The following is an 18,443-nucleotide window of genomic DNA, read 5'->3' as shown; positions in this document are numbered from 1 at the left end:
TGACCGTTCCGGTCGTTATTAGCCTTAAATGGACATGGATGTCAAAAGGAATGGTCGCAAATTGCTTGTCCCAATCTCCTTTCATATCTTCCCATTTTTTGAAATGGGATCTGGCGATTCTGTTTCCAATGTCAATGATATCCATTTTATAGGCTTGAAGATCATGAATGGTCGCCAACATTTGCTTCTTAATCTCTTCCTCCATTTTTTGGAGGTATTCCGCTTCATCTTTTCTTGTTTTTATTTCCGTACATTTTAATTCCCCGATTGCCCCCTCCGCTTCCGTCTTAACCAAAACACTTACCTTATCCCCTATTAAGCTGGGCTTTAGCCGCGTCCTTAGCTTCATAATTTCAAATGACTCCGTTTCACTTTTTTTTCCCGGACAGGCTACCTCAATAATTCCTGATTTATATTCATTACGCAGCATCACCAGCCCCTCTACTTTTTTCGAAGATAATACACTCTTCATTTTCCCCTTTTTTAGAAGGGCGAGACCGGCGGCATTGAACATATCCTGTGCTCTCTTATCTTCGTACACATAAGTAATAGACGAATCACTTTGTGGACTGTTCATCTGCAGCCCCAATTTAAGCAGCGTTGTATCCAATGATTTAGCAGCATTTTTATAGGATACTTGCTTGGTCAACAAAAGCTGCTGACCTATCGTCTGCTCAATGGCTGGCTGCTTTTCCAATATCTTATCCGCTCGCCCTTTGGTGATCATAATCGATATCGTATGCCTTGACTCATGATCACGGTAAAAAAAATCGATTAGCTTACCAACGTCAGTTGACCTTGCAAGCTTTTCACCAACCAATATAATACGAGTGTGGGTCCAATTGGCTTTTCTCCCCAAATGAAGCGGAATGTCGCGAATCGCTTCAAATACCGAATTATCCTCTGTTTTGATTAGAAGGTTTTTGGATTGCTTTAACGTTCCCCCATCCCCCCCTTTCCCGGCATTCGGGCGATACATTTGGGTTGTCAATTCAAGCCTGCCTCCTTTCCCTTGATCCAGCGCAATTGCCATCACAAAACCATCTTCATCTAATTCCGTCTTATTCCAGCATCCCGTAAGGAGCAGAAATGAAGTTAATACGAAGATAAAAACCATCCACTTTTTCATCTTTTCTCATTCTCTCCGGTTATTTATTTGCCTTCAGCTACTTCTCTGGATTGGCTATATGCTTTCGCGGTGATTGAAGCATTTTTTTCAACGGTACTCTTACAATAACATCCCGCATTTGATTGAACTGAAAAGGAGCGAACGGTCTCATATAAGGCTGCCCAAGCGAACGAAGCTTGCAAAGATGAAGTAAAATGAGCAGAAAGACAATCATTATTCCGAAGCCCCCCATTACGGTCGCCGATATCATAAGCGGAAACTTTAAAATACGCAGCGCGATCGCAATATTGTATTGGGGAATAGCAAACGAAGCGATACCTGTGAGCGCAACGATAATAACCATGATCGGCGAGGCAATGCCAGCGTTGATGGCTGCTTCGCCAACGACAAGGGCTCCAACAATGCTGACGGCCGAGCCAATCGGCTTAGGCAGCCGTACTCCCGCTTCCCGAAGCAGCTCAAAGAAAAACTCCATAATGAGCGCTTCGAAGAAAGCCGGAAGCGGAATTCCTTCTCGCGTATCAATGATCGTAAGCAGCAGGACGGTAGGGATGAGCTCCGTGTGAAAGGTAGATAATGCAATATATATGCTGGGCAGCGTCAATGCTAATAGAAACGCAATGATTCGAAGCCAGCGGATCATGTTCGAATATACGGTTCTCTGGTAGTAATCCTCGCTGGATTGGAAAAACTCCGTAAATAAGCCAGGGCATAATAAAATGCTACCTGTTCCCTGAACGAGAACTGCAATTTTGCCTTCCAGCAGAGCCGCCACCGCTACATCAGGACGCTCCGTATACCGATGCTGAGGAAAGGGCGACCAGGTGTCATCCTCGATTATTTGCTCAATATAGGAGGTCTCCAATATTTCCAGCTTGGTGATTTGGTCTAATCTAGCTTCAAATTCCTTCAGCAGTTCTGGATCTGCCACACCTTCGACATAGCCGTAAACGACCTGAGTTTTGGTTGCTCCACCCGCAGTGAGAGATTCAATCTTGAATTTTGGGGTACTTAAACGCATGCGAAGCAGACCGATATTTTTTTTTAAGTTCTCGACGGTGCTCTCCCGAGGCCCCTGAACAACCGATTCATTCGCAGGCTCCGAAATCTGTCTCGACTCGACCTCCATCGATTTATAAACCAGAGCCTTGTCCCATTGATTGAAAAAAATAACGATATTGCCGTATGTGATCTGATCTATCACATGGTCAAGATTGTCAAGAAGATTCGCTTTTTTCTCTGACACCCCAGCATTCTCAAAAAACGCGAAGACATCCTCCGGCTTAATCCCATCTGCGGGACCCACTTCATAAGTGACGAGATCCTGAAGAGATGACTTCATATAATTTACAAACTCACCCTGCATAAGTGACTCATAATAAACGGAGCAAGCCGTATGCTGCATTTCGGGACCATAAGCCCAATGCCTGAATATAATATCAGCACTTTTGGAAAACACTTCTTCCAGCTGACAGATGTTCTGGTCCAATTGAGGTGAAATTGGACGCTCTGCTTTTTCCTCCGAATGCTTCTTAGTCGTCTTTGATCCTCTGCTATCCTGCTGGGTTCCGTTTGTTCGTGGTGATGAATTTCCCGTTAAATCCGTACCCATCTGCGATCACCTTATTTTCTCTTATATGGATCTAATTGGAGTTATTATGAATCATAACGTAAGGATTTATGCAGTAATTTCTTGCGGTCATGACAATACCCCCTTGCTGTCCCGCCGCAGTATCAACCTAGACAGCCTGGAATCGAATCCATCATGGGCATTTGGGCCGATGAGGCTTGACGATTGATGGGGATATCGGGGACTAAAAGTGCATTTCCCCGTTCATTGGCACTCTTCCTATGTCGTCGGATCATCCATTCATGTTAACGACGGAGAGTATGCTAGTCCTTGAACGCCATCAGGAATGCTGCTTTATAATATGGTCTACCGTTCGAATCGCAAGAGCTACGGTAGACAAGGTGGGATTGGACGCACCGGTCGATGGAAGCACACTGTTATCAGCAATAAAAAGACCCTCTACACCGTGAATTTGCCCGTACCTGTTTGTTGCCGAAGTATTTGGATCATCACCCATCCGACAAGTTCCGAATTCATGATTATCAGCGCCGGGCGGCATCATGCAGATGGCGGGTTTGCCGTTTAACGCGTCCAAGCGTAATTGCATCGCTGTGGAAACCTCAAAGATATAGTCGTACATTTGACGAAGAATCGCTTCATCCTTCTCGCTATAAGAGAAATTGACTTGTAATTCCGGCATTCCGAACTCATCAAGCCTGTTAGGATCAATATAGACCCTATTTTCAAAACGCGATTCCACCTTGCCCGATACACCAAAAAAGCTGATTCTCCATTCATCCTTGAACGGTTTTTTATCATAATGGTAATTAAAATATTGTTCAGGTCCTTGAAGCTGCAGCCGGTAAGGCCGACCCTCAAGCTCAGGAACGATAATCCCTAATGCGCCTAACGGTTCAGAAAAGCTGCTTGTGTTCACGCTTGCTGTTGCAATCAAGTATGAATGGTTGGTGAGATATCGTCCAATAGCATGTCCTTCTATCCCAGAGTTAAGCAATAATCGTGGGGTTTGAAGTGCGCTTGCCGATAATATGACCGTTTTTGCTTTAATGACATAAGATTTCATATCCTCTGCAATTACGCGAACACCGACTGCTTTACCACCCTCCGTAACTACTTCTGCCGCATAGGTATTTACGGCCAAATCGAAGGGACGGCTAACTAATGCTCTAGCCAGAAACAGAATGGAGCAAAAAAACACATTGGAATGAAGCCTCCCTAGCCGGGTCTGATCAAGATCGGTGGCAATTGGAATGTCATCCGCATTGTAGTAACCATTTTCACGAAGCCGCTCCAATAGAATTTGGGTGATTGATGAATCCTTCGTATAAGAGGTTGTAACGTTCATAACTTCTTCGGCCATATTGTAATAAAGCTCCATCTCTTCAATCGGGATCGGCCAGCTTGCAATTTCGTAGGCCGGAATGCGGGGGCTGATTGCTCCCCACAATAACGTTCTTCCACCTAAAGCATAAATCAGCTTCATACCGGAATATTCCGGTAGTCTGTTTCCAATTAAATCTGTTATTTGAGAAGGAGCATACAATCTAAAGTTATCTCCATTTATAGTAGCAATATTAGCGACATGGGTTGGCAAGAATAATGGTCCTTTCTCCACAAGTCCGATCCGTTTATCGTTATTCCCCCATTGCTGACACAATCTCCAAAGGGCTGCCCCTCCTCCCGCACCAGACCCAACGATGAGCACATCATATTCGTTCTCCGCCATTTTTTCCGCAGAAGTGACGGGAATCCAGTTCTGAATAAATTCCGACTCCGGTAGTGGCGGGCAAAAAGGGGCCACTACCCTTTGCTCCAGAATGGGCTCGTCTTGAGTCCGAGCAGGGAGGTTGACCTGCTGTCCTCCGATCAGCACACTTGAACCCGAAATATGCGGATTGACCATTATTAATTGCTCTAAATCCACCTGATATAAATTGCTTATTTTCCCAAGGGTATCTCCATTGTTCGCGACATAGATTCTCATACATACTCACATCCTTTGTATGAAAATATATGTTGCCTCTATTCAGCTATATGACTCCTATGATGCGCTTGCCTTTATAACTCTAATCATTTCATGGAAACAGAAAAATAAAGCACCGTCCCTGACAATGCAACAATAAATAAAAAGGCAACAGCCTTTCCTAAGCTTTTCATCAATCTGCACGTCCCCCGTTTGCTTTCCATCAATTGAGGTGCTGCGCGAAGCGGGAGTCCGTCTTCCCCGTCCGGTAGGCCAGACGATCAGCATCGTAGGCGCACTTGTCATTGGACAAGCTGCGGTTCAGGCAGGCATCATATCCGCCCTTATTATCATTATTGTCTCCTTGACCGGAATCGCATCCTTTCTCATTCCTCACCCTAGTATGAGTCAAGCGTTCAGCCTTCTTCGTTTTCCGATGGTCATTTGTGCCGGAACCTTTGGTCTTTTCGGGGTGAGCCCCATAGGCCAGATCGATTGAAAAATATCCCTATTTGGTTTCATTGAAAATTTTGATCCGCTTACGATCGTAATTTGGTTTGCCAGCGTGTTCATTAAATTAGCCATTTATTTGTTCATTTCAAGCTATGGTACCGCTCAATTTTTGAAAATCAAAAACTGGAAGGTCATGATTTGGCTTATCGCCCCGGTGATAATGGTATTTGCTTATTTCCCAGCAAATGTATCTGAGGCTACTTCTAATTATTTAATGAATTACTGGGTGCCTATTGCGCTGCCTGTCAACATGATTGCACTGCCTTTACTTTTACTTATCGTAGGGAAAATAAAACAGAAGAAAAGCAAGTCCGTTTCTCATTGAATCGGTTGTTTTCTATAGGGAATTTACATATATCTCTATATGACAGGAGGAATTCAAGCTATGAACGATATAAACGGCAGGGACTCATTGTCTAAAAGCAAAACGATTCATGTAACGATATGGAATGAATTTATACAGGAAAGAACAGAGCCAAAGGTGGCGCGTATTTATCCGCAAGGTATTCATATGGCGATTGCCAATGGAATTAATCACTCTTGTTTACGTATTCGTACAGCAACCTTTCATCAGCCTCAGCATGGTCTTTCATTGGAGGTTCTGAATCAAACGGATGTATTAATCTGGTGGGGGCATCTGGCTCATAAGGAGGTCTCAGACGAGGTTGTCGAGAGAATTTATACAAGGGTGCTTCAGGGAATGGGACTCATCGTGCTTCATTCAGGGCATCGCTCAAAAATATTCCAAAAATTAATGGGAACAACCTGTGATTTGAAATGGCGATCTGATGCTGAACGGGAACGTTTATGGGTAGTGAAACCATCGCATCCAATTACCGAGGGATTAGGTGAATATTTCGAGCTTGAGACAGAGGAAATGTACGGTGAGTTCTTTGACATTCCTGCACCTGAAGAACTTATTTTTATTAGCTGGTTTCAAGGAGGAGAAGTATTTCGCAGCGGCTGCGCCTATCAGCGTGGCTTAGGGAAAATTTTCTACTTCAGGCCGGGCGATCAGGAATATCCCACCTATTACAATAAGAATGTTTTAAAGGTCATTTCAAATGCGGTTTGCTGGGCAGCAAGTCCTCACGGGGCTGAACCTGTATATGGAAATACGGCACCTTTAGAGAAAATATGCCGTGAAAAGCCGTACTCATCGATCCCAGCGAAAACGTCCAGCCGCATAACCAAGCTATTTTTGGGTAAAACAGAGGTCGGTGAAGCCATCTATTTATACAGCCTAACGAACAGCATGGGCATGCAAGCTTCAATCATGACATATGGCGGCATCATGCTTTCGCTTAAAACGCCAGATCGCAACGGCATTTTTGAAGATATTGTTTTGGGCTATCCCACGCTGAAGGAGTATATCAATACCGGCAATAAATCTTATTTCGGAGCAATAATCGGACGCTACGCCAACCGAATTGCAAACGGGCGCTTTACGCTTGATGGCACGACCTTCCAATTGTCGGTTAATGACAACCCCAATACGCTGCATGGCGGCAAATGTGGCTTTAATAAAAAAGTTTGGAAGGCAGAGGAAATCTATCAGAACGGCTCGGTTGCTTTGTCTTTAAGCTATTGGAGCAAAAATGGCGAAGAGGGCTTTCCTGGCAATCTTGATGTTAACGTCATTTACACTCTAACGGACAGCAATGAACTGAAAATTGATTATGCTGCCGTAACAGATACAACGACGGTTGTAAATCTAACCCAGCATAACTATTACAACTTAGCCGGCGAAGGAAACGGAAACATTTTAGGTCATATTTTAACGCTTCACGCCGATCGATTTACACCCGTTAATCCAAGCCTTATTCCGACTGGAAAGGTTCAAAGTGTGGAGGGCACTCCCCTCGACTTCCGCAAATCGACACCCATCGGAGCCCGAATCCATTCAAGCTATCCGCAAATGAAATACGCTAATGGCTATGATTTCAATTATGTACTAAACGGCAATAAGCATCCCATGATATATGCGGCCAGCGTTTACGAGCCCACATCAGGCCGAGTTATGGAGGTTTATACGACCCAGCCAGCTGTTCAATTTTATTCGGGCAACCAGCTTGATGGCAGCGTTATGGGCAAACGAGGAAGAGCCTACCCGCCTTATGCAGGCTTCTGTCTGGAAACGCAGCATTATCCGAATTCTCCCAACGAGCCGGACTTCCCCAGCACAGAGCTGCTTCCGGGTCACCTTTACAGACAATCGTCCATATATAAATTTTCCGTCATGTAATATTGGAAACTCTATCCCGCAGATGCCAGCGTAGGTGAGTTAAACACAATAGCCTATAGGTCAATATAAAAAAGCTGGCCTCGATACCCATTTGGTATCGGAGAGCCAGCTTTTAGCTGCAAGCACCGGCTAAACAGGCATTAGTACATTGCCTACTCTACTGGCGCTTTGCTTTTTTCACACTTTTCTTAGCAGTTTTCGCTTTCGAAATGTAGCTGTTACCACGGCTTCCGCGACTACTGCGGCTTCCACGGCTGCGGCGGCTTTTATGGCAGGAATCTTGGCTCGCATCTACGTCGGAATAATTGTATTCATACAAGTGCTTCTCACAAGGCACGCAAAAATGGCGATTAACGACGTTGATTTGATGCACAACCTCAACGATCTGCGGATGAAAAACATCGTTTACTACCGTTACAGGCGGATCAAATACCCGGACAGTTGGACAAAACGAATCGCAAGACATACAAGGCATCTCCTTTTCTCATGGTCTACTATAATATACGAGAATGGGTCAGGCTTTGCTTGTGTTAAAGCCTTGCGAGACAGCTATCCCTACTAGCGGTTATCTATTTTTTCCGGGTATAAGTCATGGTTCATTAGGCGGTTTTCCGCCATCTGCTCGTATTTTGTGCCCGGCTTCCCATAATTGCAATAAGGGTCGATAGAAATGCCGCCGCGCGGCGTGAATTTGCCCCATACCTCAATGTAGCGCGGGTCCATCAGCTTGATCAGATCATTCATAATAATGTTTACACAGTCTTCATGGAAATCTCCGTGATTACGGAAGCTGAATAAGTACAGCTTGAGAGACTTGCTTTCTACCATTAACACATCGGGAACATAGGAAATATAAATCGTGGCAAAATCCGGTTGGCCCGTCATCGGGCAAAGACTCGTAAACTCCGGACAGTTAAACTTCACAAAATAATCCCGGTATGGATGCTTGTTTTCAAAGGACTCCAAAATTTCCGGTGAATACTCAAACGTATACGCCGTTCCCTGATTGCCAAGCAGACTGATCCCCTTCAGTTCTTCTTCTTTTCTTCCACTCATCGTTGTTCGCTCCTTCTCTTATCACTCATCGAAAACCTTCTATTATTTATATAAATCGTTACCCCGCTCCGCTAAACGCCGCGTTTGTTGCCCCACACCCAAGCGTGCAGCTGCGGCAGCACCCTCACCTGATTCATATCGCTGCGCACCATCACGCGCTCGATCAGCCATTCATACCGCTCTACAAGCTTGTCGCGAAGCTTGCCATTGTCGCCTTCAACAAGGTCATCATTGCCAGCTTGGACGAAAAAAAGCACTCCCGGATACCGCACGTGTACACTTGCGGCATACGCCAGGTCAGCGTCGTCAAATACGACGACCTTCAGGCTAAAGCTGCGCTCCGCTGCTGAAAGCTGGCTTACGATCTGGTCCAGCATGTCCCAGTTGGTCGCCATTCCGGAACTCGGCGGCTTGGGCGATAAGGTCAGCTCATCAATGTCGAGCAGCCAGTCCTGCCACTTGCTGCCCTGCGTTTCCAGCGCAACCTGGATGCCTGCGGCATGCAGCCCCTGCACCAGCTCACCCGCATGGCGAAGCAATGCCGGATTGCCGCCAGACAGCGTCACATGCGAGAACGCTTCTCCGCCGACGGCGTGCAACTCCGACATTACTTCCGCTGCAGTGAGCATGCGGATCTCATCCTTGCCTGTTCCATCCCACGTAAAGGCAGAATCGCACCAAGCGCAGCTGTAGTCGCAGCCTGCTGTGCGGACGAACATCGTTTTTTGCCCGATGACCATCCCTTCCCCTTGCACAGTCGGCCCGAAAATTTCCATAACCGGGATACGTGCTTCGGCCTGCTTAAGCATCGGGAGCAGCCGCCTCATCTTGGACTTGTTTAGCCGCTAACTGCTGCGCCGTCTTTTTGGGGCGGTAAATGACGTAGCTCGTTGGCGTCTCGCGCAAAAACACTTGGACACAGCGCGGCTTGTTCGCCAGCTGATCCAAATGATTTTGTGTAATTTCATAAATCGTGCGCGCAACGACTTCCGTTGTCGGAAAATACTCCGCGCTTTGCGCATGGAAATGCTCGTTATCATCATTTAAATACGTATGGTCAAAGCGGTCATGAATGAGCCGCTTAATGAGTGCAAAATTAACAAGAAAGCCAGATGCATCGAGCTCATCGCCAGCGATCGTCACATTGGCGAAATACGTATGCCCATGGATCTGGGCACATTTGCCCGCATCGGCGCTCGGAATGCTGTGCGCGGCAGCAAAATGCATATCTTTATTCAGCTCATAGCTGTAGGGATGTGTTGCGGAAGGGTAAATTTGCTGAATCACTCGGCCACATCCTCCTTACGGGAAGACAAATATTGCTGAAGGCCCTGCGATCTAAGCTTGCATGCCGGGCATTCGCCGCAGCCATCTGCAATGATGCCATTATAGCAGGTCAGCGTCTTGTTTCTGACGAACTCGAAGGCGCCCAGTTCATCGGCAAGCTGCCATGTTTGGGCTTTATTCAGCCACATTAAGGGGGTCTCAATGACGAACGGGTAGTCCATTGCGAGATTAAGCGTCACATTCGTTGATTTAATAAAAATGTCGCGGCAATCGGGATAGCCGCTGAAATCGGTCTCGCATACACCGGTCACGACCGTATGCGCGCCAATCTGCTTGGCAAGTATCGCTGCGAACGATAGAAACAGCAAATTACGGCCATCCACGAATGTCGTCGGCAGGCCGCCTTCTGTTTGCTCAATCGCAATATCGTCCCTCGTCAGCGCATTTGGCGCCAGCTGATTAAGCAGTGACATATCAAGCACATGATGCTTGACGCCAAGCTCCTGCGCAATTTGTGCGGCGGAGTCCAGCTCCAGCTTGTGGCGCTGTCCATAATTGAACGTGACAGCCTCCACTACGTCATAACGCTTTAGCGCCCAAAACAAACAGGTCGTGCTGTCCTGCCCTCCGCTAAATACAACGACGGCTTTTTTCACCGCCTGCTCGCCAGATGCTGCTTGATTTTTTTGCGTTGCTTGTGTTGCTGTCATCTTTCATTCTCCTCTCTTCAATGCCGGCTATAGCCGGAGCATGCAGAGAGATCCTTCGAACATTTTGCCCATAAAACAAGGTGAAACGGATGTCGCCATCCTCTGGCGGCAAAGCTACCGTTTCAAAGATGAAATATAAGAGTGTATAAAGGTGAAACTTATACCTTCTTATATTTTAAAAAACGGAATTTATCCTGCCATTCCATTTTCCTTAGTTTTTTATAGAGGGAGTTCGCGAACCTCTCCTGTCGTGATGCGCCATGGTCGGCGTTCACTCCAGACTTTATATTTTGACACCTCTCGTACTATAGCACAGCTGGAGGCCGCTGAACAAGGGAAGACATTGGACTGCTACAAGGAAAACGAAGCTTTTTGTCGAATACATTGGGAGACTGGAAATACTTCACCTTCATCATCCAAAAAAATGCGTGCAACAGGAGGAAGATACGTCAATGGCTTTTAAATTAAATAATGTAAAAGAAAACAAAAACGTCTTCATTCAAGATCAAATGGGCGGATTCAGCATTTTGGAATACAAAGAGGATCTCAGCTCCACGAATGCGATGGAAGCACAAGCAAACTATTTTATGAATCAAAGCAATATGCGCAAAAAACAGCTGATGATTGAGCTCAATAACAATGAAATTATGATGAGCGCCGGTGCTATGCAGTATATAATCGGAAATATTGAAATGAATTCCGGCATTAAAGGCGTTGGTGGACTAATGCGAAATTTAGTCGCTGGCGCAGTAACCGGCACGTCCGCCGTCAAACCGGTATACAAAGGGACGGGCACGATTATGCTGGAGCCGACCTATCGTTATTTGTGGCTCATTGACGTGGACAACGACCATATCGTCATCGAGGACGGTCTATTTTTAGCCTGCCACTCGACACTCGAACTAAGCGTAAGCGCACGCAAGACGCTCTCCTCGGCTGCGCTTGGCGGCGAAGGACTGTTTAATTTAAGCGTTAGAGGAAAAGGCGTGCTCGCTATAGAAGCGCCGATCCCTTCAGAAGAAGCGGTTGTCGTCGAGCTGCAAAATGATGTGCTTAAGGTAGACGGCAACTTTGCTTTGATGTGGTCGAGCTCCCTTGATTTCACTGTAGAAAAATCAGGAAAATCACTTCTAGGCTCCGCTGCCTCGGGCGAAGGTCTCGTTAACGTATACAGAGGAACGGGTCTGGTATGGCTAGCGCCACTTACGGATTACAAACCATTAGCCCAAGCAGGCGCAAGACGTTAACCCGATATACACACAAATTTGCTTTAACAAATGCACGATTGCGACAAAAAAAGACCGCGCTCCCCACATAAGGGAGCGCGGTCTTTCGTATGAAAGCCTACTATAAACGCTTATGAACGGACAGGCAAGTTCAACTGCCACGATACGCCATATTTATCCTCCAGCCAGCCAAACAACGTGCTGACAGGCGATGGCGACAAAGTCATTAAAACTTTGCCTTCTTCCGCCAGCTTCGTGAAAACCCCGTTGATTTACGCCTCGCTGTCACAATTTACGAATAATGAAAGTGCGGGAGTAAAGGCATGGGGATGCGAATCGCTGAGCTGGTTGTCCATGCACATCACCTGCCGAAAACATCAAAAAGGCAAATACGTTCTGTTCCACTTGACCTTCACTCCCTTTTCTTTTATGCGCTTGCCAGTTTCAAGGCCGCGTTCAAAGCAGCAGCAATTTCCCGTTCGATTGCTTCCGCCACAACATTCGTATGCGGATCATATTCTTGCGCCAAATCTGCATCTGCATAGCCGTCCAAAGCTAGAATCGCCCCGGCGCGTGCGCCGCGCAGCGTTGCAATGATGTAAAGTGCAGCGATTTCCATCTCAACCGCAAGCGCGCCAGCCTGCTTGTACTGCTTATGCGGAATGTCCACGACGCCTGTAAAGAAAGCATCAAGCGTAACGGTAATACCCTTTTTCACAATGCCGCCTTCCGCAACAGCCGCCTCATAAAGGGCGCTGCTTACTTCATGATCGGCAACCGCTGGAAAGCCTTCTGGCACCAGCTGGCGCGTCAAGCCGTCTGCGCGAACCGCAGCCGTGCTGACAACGAGGCTGCCGGCCGGATAATCGGCCGAATAAGAGCCCGCCGTCCCAACGCGAATCAGCGTCGTAACGCCGCCCTTAATCAGCTCCTCAAAGCATACGGCCGCACCCGGCGAGCCTACGCCATGGCTGACTATCGCTAGGCGTACGCCTTTATAGGTTCCAACATAGCTGCGGTATTCACGGCTGAATGCCAGCTCGCGCTTTTCCTCCAAATGTCCTGCAATCGTCTCGGCGCGTTTCGGATCGCCGCAAACGATAGCAATAGCGGGCAAATCCTCTGTATTCACTTGTAAAATCGGCAACAGCAAGTTAATCCCACTCCTTTTTATGCCATTCATCTTCCGGCAGCCCCAAATCTTCTCCAGAGAAGCGCTGCTCCTCAAACGGATCCGCGTAATTGTGGAAGCCATTGCGCTCCCAGAAGCCCGGACGGTCCTCCGTCATAAATTCAAAGCCGCGAATCCATTTCGCGCTTTTCCAGAAATACAAATGCGGCACCACGAGGCGCAGCGGCCAGCCATGCTTTGGCGTCAGCTGCTCGCCATCATAGCTGTGAGCAAGCAATACATCCTCCCGCAATAAATCTTCAAGCGGCAGGTTCGTTTCATAATCCTGATCGGCATAAATCATCACATATTTGGCTTCCGGCTTAACGCCAAGCAGCGGCAGCAAATCCTTGAATTTGACGCCTTCCCACTTCGTATCCAGCTTCGACCAGCGGGTTACGCAATGAATATCGCTTACCTGTGTCGTCTGAGGCATCGCCATCAGCTGCTCATAGGAAAACACCGTTTCCTTCTCTACAACACCGCTGATTGTCAGCGTCCATTCCGCCATATTATATTCGGGCACTTCATTCTCATGCAAAATCGGAAAACGATCCGTCAGCGCTTGTCCAGGCGGAACCCGGTGGGCGATTTCGGCAGCCACTTCAATATGCCGAACCGGCGCTTTTTTCAAACGTTCAGCTTTACTAAGCATACTCAATTAAACCTCCTTCAATTATGCGGCTTGCAGCAGCACTCCTAACGCGAGCTTTCGTTCGCCTTGCGCGCTTCCGCCAAATAGCTTTTATCCTTGAAGAAAAACATCGCAATAATCGTCACTACATAAGGCAGCATCATTGTAAAATGGACCGGCAGCGCATAGCCCTGCAGCCGGGTGCTGAGCGCATCCATAAACCCGAACAGCAAGCTCGCACCAGCAACGCCAAGCGGATTAGACTGTCCAAGCATCGTGGCAACTAGCGCGATAAAGCCTCGTCCTGCCGTCATGCCTTCGGTAAACATGGTCACTTGACCGAGCGACAGCTGTGCACCAGCTAGTCCGCACAGGACGCCGCACATCAGTACAGCTCCATACTGAATATGCGTCACTTTGATGCCGAGGCTTCTCGCAGCAACCGGATTTTGGCCAGCAGCGAGCAAGCGGAAGCCCGAAACGGTTTTAAATAAATAATACTGCAAACAAGCGACGAGCACGATTGATAAATAGACGAGCGGCGAATGGCCGGAAACGACATCTCCGACCCAAGGAATGTCCTTAATCAGCGGAATATCCCATTTTGGCAGGCCTACCATGCTTTTATCGTAATAAGCGCCTTTGACATCAAAGATCGCCCGCAAGGAAAACGTCGTCAGCCCAAGCGCCAGAAAGTTAAGCGAAATCCCGACGACGATGACATTCGCCTTCAAATGAATGGCCATATAAGCAAGCAATAAGGAGAACACGAGCACACAGACGATAGCAAACAGCACAGCGAGCCATACATTGCCCGTCAAATGGTTGCCGACAATCGCCGAGAAGGCGCCAATGAGAATGAGCCCTTCCAAGCCGACGTTAAACAGGCCAACCCGCGCGCATAACGCACCGCCGAGCGCTGCAAGCAAAATCGGCGTAATCATGCGGAGTGTCGAAGCGAACAGGGAAACATCAAACAGCTGATCCACCTTAAGCCCCCGCCTTCTTCTTTTTCTTAAAGAACGAATAAGTAAACTTTGCGGAAATAAATAAAATAAGTACGGCCTGAATAATGCTTGATACTTCCAGCGGTACATCGGTATTGCGCTCGACGCCCATTCCGCCGGTTTGCAGCGCAGCCAGCAATATGGCAGCGAGCGCAGTGCCTAGCGGATTCGATCCAGCCAGCAGCGTCGCCATAATGCCTGACCAGGCGTACCCAGGTGAGGTAAGCGCGCCATCCAAATAGCGGTATTGGGTGCCCAGTACCTCACCCGCTCCGGCGAGACCGGCAAACCCACCGCTGGCGAACATGCTGTACAGCATCAGCCTTCCGCGATTAACACCGCCATAGCTCGCGAACAGCGGATTGCCGCCCATCATCCGGATCTCATAGCCTTTAACCATATAACGCATAAACCAGGCAAGCGCTATAGCTCCAAGCAGCGCGAACAGAAACCCTGCATGCAGGCTCATCCCTTGAAACAGCTTCGGCAGCCACACGCTCTTATCCACCATGACCGTCTGCGCCATAGCCGCCGAGCCGGATCTGTCCATCAAGGGGTAGGAAACAACATAACCGGCAAATAAGGATGCTATATAATTAAGCAATAAGGTCGTAATCAATAAGTTCATGCGAAACCGGGCATCCAGCCATCCGGCAAAAGCGGACCATAGTCCGCCAGCAATTACGCCGGCAAGCAGCGCTGCAACAAGCTTAAACCAAGCTGGACCCGGCAAATAAATCGCGGTCACTGCGGCGCTTAGCGCGCCAAGCACCATTTGCCCTTCGGAGCCCATATTGAAAAAGCCTGCCCGGAAGGCAAGCGCCACCCCAAGCCCAATCAGCATAATAGGTGTAGCGCGGCTTAATGTATTTGTGAAAAAATAAAAACTGCCGAAGGCGCCCTTCCACATCTCGGCATAGGTCTCAGTGACAGATCCGCCAACTATCGCGATGGCGATAGCGCCCGCTCCGAGACCGACAACGATGGCGAGAAGCGGCTGCAATAACGCCCTCAGTATTCCTTTAAGCTTGTCCACCCGTTTATCCTCCCGCCATTAACAGACTAATTTCTTCTTCCGTAGCCGTTAAGCCCGGCAGCTCGCCAACGATCCGGCCATCATTCATAACGAGCACGCGGTCGGACAGCTTTAGTATTTCCGTCAGCTCCGAGGACACGAGCAAAATCGCTCCGCCATCAGCCCGCCGCTTCAGCAGCTCGCCATGAATAATTTCCATTGCGCCGATATCGACGCCACGGGTGGGCTCAGCTGCAATTAGGAAAGGTGTTTCCTGAGCAAGCTCGCGCGCCACAATCAGCTTCTGCAAATTGCCCCCCGATAAATATTGCGCCTTCGTATGAATCGAGCCTGTCTTAATGCCAAAACGCTCAACCCAGCCGCTTACGAGCTGGCGGATAGCAGCCCCGCGCAGCACGCCTCCGCGCTGATAGCGCCGGGTATGGCCCATTAGACCATTTTCCAGCACCGTAGCGTCCTTGGCCACGCCCCATTGATAGCGGTCCTCCGGTATATGGGCTAGCCCTTGCTCACGAATGCTGCGCACAGACTCGCCTGTAACCTCTTTGCCTCGCAGCTCGATTTTTCCAGAATCGACAGGGACAAGTCCCGAAATCGCCTGCAGCAGCTCCGATTGCCCATTGCCGGAAATACCGGCGATGCCGACAATTTCTCCAGCGTGAACGGTAAGGCTGACTTGATCAAGCTTCGGCTTGCCATGCTCGCCTTTTATCGTAAGCTGCAGCGCTTCAAGCACCTTCTCGCCGCTCGCTGGGGCCTCTTTCTGCAATTCCAGCAGCTCGCGGCCAACCATCATTCGCGACAGCTCTTCAATACTCGTATCCGCCGCATTAACCGTACCGCTAAGCTTGCCGTCGCGCAGCACCGTAATGCGATCAGCTACATCCATAATTTCCTGCAGCTTATGGCTGATTAGAATGAAGCTTTTGCCTTGTGCGGCCAGCCGCTTGATCGCAATAAGCAGCTCCTTGACCTCAAGAGGAGTTAATACTGCTGTCGGCTCGTCCAAAATAATGATTTCTGCTCCCTGATGCAGCACCTTCAATATTTCTACGCGCTGCTGCAAGCCTAGCGAGCAATCCTCTACCTTTTTCCACGGATCAACGGGCATGCCATAAGAAGCGCCCAATTGCTCTGTTATAAGTGCCGCTTGCTTGCGATCGAAGCTCACTGCCTTGGCGGGCTCCCGGCCGATGACGATGTTTTCAGAAATGGTGAACGTTGGGAACAGCATAAAATGCTGATGCACCATCCCGATTTTACTGTTAATAGCATCCGATGGGCTATGAAACGCCACCTGCTTGCCGTTTACAACGATGCTGCCAGAAGTCGGCGTCTCCATGCCGTACAAAATGCGCATCAATGTCGTTTTTCCAGCGCCATTTTCTCCGACCAGCGCATGAATTTCTCCTTTACGCAGCGAAAAATCCACTTCGCTATTGGCCTTTAGCGCTCCGTAGGATTTTGTAATCTTATTCATATGCAGCAGCATGCGGGCAGCTCTCCTCTCACAATAAACCAAGGTGAAACGGCCGCGCGCCGTCCTTTGACGGCGCGCGGCGTTTCAGTCCGAGAGAAATATAGAGAAAGTATGGCGAAATCATATACTTTCCTATATTTCAAAAACAAGCAAACCGGCTGCCCGCTGGCAGCCGGTGCATCTTCTTATTTCGCCGCTGGAAGCTCTACGACGACTTTGCCTGAAATAATATCTTCAGCAATGGCTTTCACTTTAGTAATTGTATCTTCGCCAACAAATGGGCTAAGTGCTGATTTGCTGTCTTGGGTTACAAATGTAAGACCTACACCTTTTTCCTTCAAGCCGTAGTCAGTTGCTGTAAAGTCGAATTGGTCGTTTGCGAATGCTTTAACTGTTTCATACGCTACTGCATCTGTACCTTTCAATTGGGAGAGGACGATGTGCTCAGGATCAAGCTCCGTACGGTCAACGTCTTGACCCGAAGCGTACAGGCCTTTTTCCTTCGCTGCTTCAAATACGCCAAGATCGCCTACTGCCGACATGCCGGCTACAAAATCTGCACCTTGCGAGTATTGCAGCAGTGCAAGCTCCTTGCCTTTTGCCGAATCATTGAAATTGCCTACATAGTTAGTCAAAAATTTTGCATCAGGGTTTGTGCTTTTAAGCCCCTGCTCAAAACCAAATGTGTATTTCTTAAGCAGCGGTGTATCCATCGCCACTACTGCGCCAACTACATTCGTTTTAGTGGAAAGGCCAGCTGCTGCGCCTAGCAGGTACGCTGCTTCCTGTTCACGGAACACGACGCTGCGAACGTTCGGCTGATTCACGATTGTATCGATAATCGCGAACGGCTTGTCCGGATTTTCTGGAGCTACTTTATTAAGGGCATCCTCCGCTTGGAAGGTTGCTGTAATGATCAGATCGTAATTGTCTGCTACCGCTGCGCGCAGGTTTTGCTCGAATGCAGCAGGGTCTGTAGACTCAATCGTTTTCACTTCTACATTAAATTCTTCACCGGCTCTTTTGAAGCCTTCATCCATCGATGCGAAAAACGGGTTAACACCGATTTGCTCAGGAAGCACGAGCGCAACGCGTTTTTGCTTTTCATTTTCAGGAGAAGCTGTTGCCGTGCCTTCATTTGTAGCCGTGCCGCCATTCGTACCGGTGCTGCTGTTATTTGTTCCATTCGAGCCGCAGGCCGCTAGTAAAACGACAACCATCAATAATGAAATTGTTAACGCCAATGTCTTTTTCATCTGTGTGCGTTTCTCTCCCTTAAATAGCTTGTATTTTTCTCTTTATCCTAGTAAGCTTATCGGATTTTGTCAATAGTGAATATTCGACAAAACTCTCGTTTATTCTACATTATTTTCATGAAAGTTAGTTATAAAAATA

At 48.1% G+C, this 18,443-nt stretch carries 16 protein-coding genes, 3 pseudogenes and 1 riboswitch (1 of these 20 only partly in view); of the genes and pseudogenes, 4 read left to right on the top strand and 15 right to left on the bottom strand.

The features are described 5' to 3' along the window. The 3 genes from MHB80_RS09105 to MHB80_RS09095 form a co-directional block, all read right to left on the bottom strand. Window positions 1-1,129, bottom strand: partial view of a Ger(x)C family spore germination protein gene (locus MHB80_RS09105; protein ID WP_341281844.1) — the 5' portion only. The gene continues 29 nt to the left of window position 1, outside the view; only the first 1,129 of its 1,158 coding nucleotides appear in the window; the start codon lies at window positions 1,127-1,129; its stop codon lies beyond the left edge, outside the window. A 37-nt stretch (window positions 1,130-1,166) separates the two neighbouring features. Continuing rightward, window positions 1,167-2,741 carry a spore germination protein gene (locus tag MHB80_RS09100; RefSeq protein ID WP_341281843.1) on the bottom strand — a complete coding sequence of 525 codons (1,575 nt, stop codon included), beginning with the start codon at window positions 2,739-2,741 and terminating at the stop codon, window positions 1,167-1,169. A gap of 298 nt (window positions 2,742-3,039) precedes the next feature. Then, window positions 3,040-4,704 (bottom strand): GMC oxidoreductase, encoded by a 1,665-nt coding sequence (locus MHB80_RS09095; protein WP_341281842.1) that lies wholly within the window; start codon window positions 4,702-4,704, stop codon window positions 3,040-3,042. A gap of 214 nt (window positions 4,705-4,918) precedes the next feature. On the opposite strand from MHB80_RS09095, the pseudogene MHB80_RS09090 reads away from it, so the two are divergent. The 3 genes and pseudogenes from MHB80_RS09090 to MHB80_RS09080 all read left to right on the top strand — a co-directional run. Then, window positions 4,919-5,158: pseudogene (locus MHB80_RS09090) on the top strand (spore germination protein); the annotation flags it as partial. A 423-nt stretch (window positions 5,159-5,581) separates the two neighbouring features. Further along, window positions 5,582-6,328, top strand: a pseudogene (locus MHB80_RS09085) (ThuA domain-containing protein); the annotation flags it as partial. A gap of 69 nt (window positions 6,329-6,397) precedes the next feature. Next, on the top strand, window positions 6,398-7,441 hold the full coding sequence (locus MHB80_RS09080; RefSeq protein WP_341282911.1) for an aldose epimerase family protein: 1,044 nt from the start codon (window positions 6,398-6,400) through the stop codon (window positions 7,439-7,441). A 157-nt stretch (window positions 7,442-7,598) separates the two neighbouring features. Here MHB80_RS09080 and MHB80_RS09075 read toward each other — a convergent pair whose 3' ends face one another. The 5 genes from MHB80_RS09075 to queC all read right to left on the bottom strand — a co-directional run bounded on the left by MHB80_RS09075 (window position 7,599) and on the right by queC (window position 10,494). Further along, window positions 7,599-7,907: a hypothetical protein gene (locus MHB80_RS09075; protein WP_341281841.1), complete on the bottom strand. Its 309-nt coding sequence runs from the start codon at window positions 7,905-7,907 to the stop codon at window positions 7,599-7,601. Window positions 7,908-7,999: 92 nt separating this feature from the next. Beyond that, window positions 8,000-8,497, bottom strand: coding sequence for a preQ(1) synthase (queF, locus tag MHB80_RS09070; protein WP_341281840.1), 498 nt, complete (start codon window positions 8,495-8,497; stop codon window positions 8,000-8,002). Window positions 8,498-8,568: 71 nt separating this feature from the next. Then, entirely contained in the window at window positions 8,569-9,306 is a 738-nt protein-coding gene (gene queE, locus MHB80_RS09065; RefSeq protein ID WP_341281839.1) for a 7-carboxy-7-deazaguanine synthase QueE, read from the bottom strand. Continuing rightward, window positions 9,299-9,784, bottom strand: a complete 486-nt coding sequence (locus MHB80_RS09060) for a 6-pyruvoyl tetrahydropterin synthase family protein (RefSeq protein WP_341281838.1) — start codon at window positions 9,782-9,784, stop codon at window positions 9,299-9,301. The genes queE and MHB80_RS09060 overlap by 8 nt, the downstream gene beginning before the upstream one ends. Further along, window positions 9,781-10,494 carry a 7-cyano-7-deazaguanine synthase QueC gene (gene queC, locus MHB80_RS09055; protein WP_341281837.1) on the bottom strand — a complete coding sequence of 238 codons (714 nt, stop codon included), beginning with the start codon at window positions 10,492-10,494 and terminating at the stop codon, window positions 9,781-9,783. Before queC ends, MHB80_RS09060 begins: the two co-directional genes overlap by 4 nt. Window positions 10,495-10,699: 205 nt before the next feature. Then, window positions 10,700-10,743, bottom strand: a riboswitch (PreQ1 riboswitch). A gap of 203 nt (window positions 10,744-10,946) precedes the next feature. Here queC and MHB80_RS09050 point away from each other — a divergent pair. Then, window positions 10,947-11,741, top strand: coding sequence for an AIM24 family protein (locus tag MHB80_RS09050; RefSeq protein WP_341281836.1), 795 nt, complete (start codon window positions 10,947-10,949; stop codon window positions 11,739-11,741). A gap of 110 nt (window positions 11,742-11,851) precedes the next feature. On the opposite strand, the pseudogene MHB80_RS09045 reads toward MHB80_RS09050, so the two are convergent. From MHB80_RS09045 to MHB80_RS09015, 7 genes and pseudogenes are all read right to left on the bottom strand, one after another. Beyond that, window positions 11,852-12,058: pseudogene (locus tag MHB80_RS09045) on the bottom strand (VOC family protein); the annotation flags it as partial. An 89-nt stretch (window positions 12,059-12,147) separates the two neighbouring features. Beyond that, window positions 12,148-12,873 carry a nucleoside phosphorylase gene (locus MHB80_RS09040; protein ID WP_341281835.1) on the bottom strand — a complete coding sequence of 242 codons (726 nt, stop codon included), beginning with the start codon at window positions 12,871-12,873 and terminating at the stop codon, window positions 12,148-12,150. A 1-nt stretch (window position 12,874) separates the two neighbouring features. Next, the gene (locus tag MHB80_RS09035) at window positions 12,875-13,546 is read right to left on the bottom strand and encodes a sulfite oxidase-like oxidoreductase (protein ID WP_341281834.1); all 672 of its coding nucleotides are present in this window, start codon (window positions 13,544-13,546) and stop codon (window positions 12,875-12,877) included. A gap of 44 nt (window positions 13,547-13,590) precedes the next feature. Then, window positions 13,591-14,514, bottom strand: coding sequence for an ABC transporter permease (locus MHB80_RS09030; protein WP_056040066.1), 924 nt, complete (start codon window positions 14,512-14,514; stop codon window positions 13,591-13,593). 1 nt (window position 14,515) lies between these two features. Next, window positions 14,516-15,568: an ABC transporter permease gene (locus tag MHB80_RS09025; RefSeq protein WP_341281833.1), complete on the bottom strand. Its 1,053-nt coding sequence runs from the start codon at window positions 15,566-15,568 to the stop codon at window positions 14,516-14,518. 4 nt (window positions 15,569-15,572) lie between these two features. Next, window positions 15,573-17,060, bottom strand: a complete 1,488-nt coding sequence (locus MHB80_RS09020) for an ABC transporter ATP-binding protein (RefSeq protein WP_341281832.1) — start codon at window positions 17,058-17,060, stop codon at window positions 15,573-15,575. Between the two features lie 173 nt (window positions 17,061-17,233). Beyond that, complete coding sequence (locus MHB80_RS09015; protein WP_341281831.1) at window positions 17,234-18,304, bottom strand: BMP family protein; 1,071 nt, start codon at window positions 18,302-18,304, stop codon at window positions 17,234-17,236. Window positions 18,305-18,443 lie beyond the last annotated feature (139 nt).

The organism is Paenibacillus sp. FSL H8-0537, assembly GCF_038051995.1.
Taxonomy (GTDB): Bacteria; Bacillota; Bacilli; order Paenibacillales; family Paenibacillaceae; genus Pristimantibacillus.
The sequence above is the reverse complement of the archived record's forward strand: the minus strand, read 5'-3'. Positions and strand labels throughout refer to the sequence as shown.